Annotated in this window: 4 protein-coding genes and 1 pseudogene; 2 read left to right on the top strand and 3 right to left on the bottom strand. The window is 67.7% G+C overall.

What is annotated here, in order from left to right:
- Window positions 1-23 precede the first annotated feature (23 nt).
- The 3 genes from ABZ885_RS40030 to ABZ885_RS40020 form a co-directional block, all read right to left on the bottom strand.
- Window positions 24-152, bottom strand: a complete 129-nt coding sequence (locus ABZ885_RS40030; protein ID WP_360199958.1) for a hypothetical protein — start codon at window positions 150-152, stop codon at window positions 24-26.
- A 29-nt stretch (window positions 153-181) separates the two neighbouring features.
- On the bottom strand, window positions 182-517 hold the full coding sequence (locus ABZ885_RS40025; RefSeq protein WP_360199956.1) for a WHG domain-containing protein: 336 nt from the start codon (window positions 515-517) through the stop codon (window positions 182-184).
- 119 nt (window positions 518-636) lie between these two features.
- On the bottom strand, window positions 637-1,083 hold the full coding sequence (locus tag ABZ885_RS40020; RefSeq protein ID WP_360199954.1) for a hypothetical protein: 447 nt from the start codon (window positions 1,081-1,083) through the stop codon (window positions 637-639).
- A 308-nt stretch (window positions 1,084-1,391) separates the two neighbouring features.
- On the opposite strand from ABZ885_RS40020, the pseudogene ABZ885_RS40015 reads away from it, so the two are divergent.
- Window positions 1,392-1,682 (top strand): annotated as a pseudogene (locus tag ABZ885_RS40015) (helix-turn-helix domain-containing protein); the annotation flags it as partial.
- 68 nt (window positions 1,683-1,750) lie between these two features.
- Window positions 1,751-2,005: a hypothetical protein gene (locus ABZ885_RS40010; RefSeq protein ID WP_360199960.1), complete on the top strand. Its 255-nt coding sequence runs from the start codon at window positions 1,751-1,753 to the stop codon at window positions 2,003-2,005.
- Window positions 2,006-2,007 lie beyond the last annotated feature (2 nt).

The following is a 2,007-nucleotide window of genomic DNA, read 5'->3' as shown; positions in this document are numbered from 1 at the left end:
GCCGGCTTGTGGACCGTGGCGGTCTACATCGTGGGTGTGCCCGGTGTCAGTGATCCGAGGACGTCGGCGAGGGCCTGCTCGAAGAACGGCTCGGGGTCGGCCAGGGTGAAGTCGAGGTGACCGAAGGTCTCCAGGGCGACGAGCCCGTAGATGCAGGTCCAGGCCTGAACGAATTGGTGGATCAGGGGCAGCGGAATGTCCTCGGTGAGGTGCTCGCGCAGGTCGTCGAACTGGGACCACCAAGTGGGGCGGGCTCCGGTGTGAGCTGGCTCGAGACGGATCCTTCGGCCCAGAGCCGGGCCATCAGGCCGAGGAAGACCTGGCCGAAGCGCCAGCTCGCCTCGTGCGCGGGGTCGGTGGGGGCGGTGCCGGCGTCGGCGACGGGCTTGCCGAACGGCAGGGTGAACTCGCTGCGGTTGGTCAGCGCCCAGCGGCGCAGGGCGCGGGCGGCGGCGAGGATCTCCGCCGCGGTCTGTTCGCGCTGGCGCTCGCGGCGGGTGGGCGGCTGGTCGGGCATCCCTGCTCCACTTGACTTTGCTGACACTCTTAGCGATAGCCGGGTTGGTGGCCAACGTCGACGATCTGCCGCCAGACACGCTGGAACGGCCCGCCGGATGCGACGGGCCGTTCCAGAGATCAGAACCAGTTAGTGCAGGCGATGTCGTAGCCCCACTCGGGACTTCCGTAGGGGTTGCCCGCCCACTCCGCTGCGGAGCATGCCCGATACCACACACCGCCGTCGTCGTACTTAATCGGCAGAGCGTATTGTCCAGGAGCAACGTAAACCCGGTCAACGAAGCTGTCCCAGTGCTGGCCACCGTCGGTGGACCTGTCATAGTAGAGCGCAAGGTTGGAGCTTCGGGAATTCAAGATTCCGTAGACGTAGTGATGGCCGTCACCGGCGACGAACTGGGTGATCCGGACCGCGTTCGAGTAGCCGTCAGGGCTGAACCAGGCAGTGTTTGAAGCGGCGGGACTGGCCACTGGCTCCGATTGTGTGGCCGTCTCGGCAGACGCGGTGCCGGCCATGGGTGTGAGCAGGAGTGCTACGGCTGCGGCAAGTACGGGAAGTTTCTTGATCATGGTTTGGCCTCCCTGATCCCCTCTCCGCTTGATTGGCGAAGGGCATAACGAGGACCGTAATCGCGGCCGTCAGCCTTAAGAAGCTAATCGAGCTAGACGGGCTGATTTTCCCTGCCCACTGGCCGACGGTGATTCCTTGACGCGATCGATATCTACTGCCTTCGGCGCTTCAAGGTGATTGACCTGTTTTGTGTAGCTGACTGGCGGTCATTTGCGCGCCACTGAAGTTGAACTCGTGATGTCGCTCGGATGGGTGAAGCCGTAGCGTTCGCCTGCCGGTGGAGGGGTGACCCCGGTAGTCATGTGCTGTGAGGTATGCACAGGGCGGCGGTTTGACCGACGCGGAGAGGGCCGCGCGGGAGCGGATCCGGCGACCGGCTGTGGAACGCTTCGAGGACGGGGACAAGAGCCGGGACATCGCGGCCGCGCTGCGGGTGAGCGTGCGCTCGGTGGAACGCTGGCGCCGACAGTGGCGCGAGGGCGGTGAGGCCGCACTCGCATCGAAGGGCTCACCCGGTCGCCCCAAGCTGTCCGATACCCAGATCGCGCGGCTGGAGCGGAAGCTGGAGCGCGGGCCACACTGGAGCGCGACTGGAGCAGCGCGGCGCAGCAGATCCGGTGGCCGCAGGGCCTGGTCTACGGGCCGCGCGGCCAGGACACCTCGGGCTTGGAGGAGGCGCTGCTGCGCGGGGGGCTGGAGGAGCGGCTGCTGGCCGTCGGGGCGCCGACGGTGTCCTTCCTTGACGCCGAGGTGTGCCTGCTGTGGCACCCGTGCCCCGACTGCCGGGTGCTGGAGGCGCTGACCGCGGCGGTGGCGGACCTGCTGCCCGAGCTGGTGCGCGCGGCCGCCGACCAGGACGACCCGGCCGACGGGCCGGTTGCCGAGCCCGCTGACGGCCCGGCTCAGGCCCCGCAGGCCTGAGC

This window comes from Kitasatospora sp. NPDC047058, assembly GCF_040643935.1.
Taxonomy (GTDB): domain Bacteria; phylum Actinomycetota; class Actinomycetes; order Streptomycetales; family Streptomycetaceae; genus Kitasatospora.
This window is presented reverse-complemented; position numbering and strand designations above follow the sequence as displayed.

Bases quoted from the DNA above. Each gene is read 5' to 3' on its own strand.
- ABZ885_RS40020 (WP_360199954.1), bottom strand. From the start codon at position 1,083: ATGATCAAGAAACTTCCCGTACTTGCCGCAGCCGTAGCACTCCTGCTC.
- ABZ885_RS40025 (WP_360199956.1), bottom strand. From the start codon at position 517: ATGCCCGACCAGCCGCCCACCCGCCGCGAGCGCCAGCGCGAACAGACC.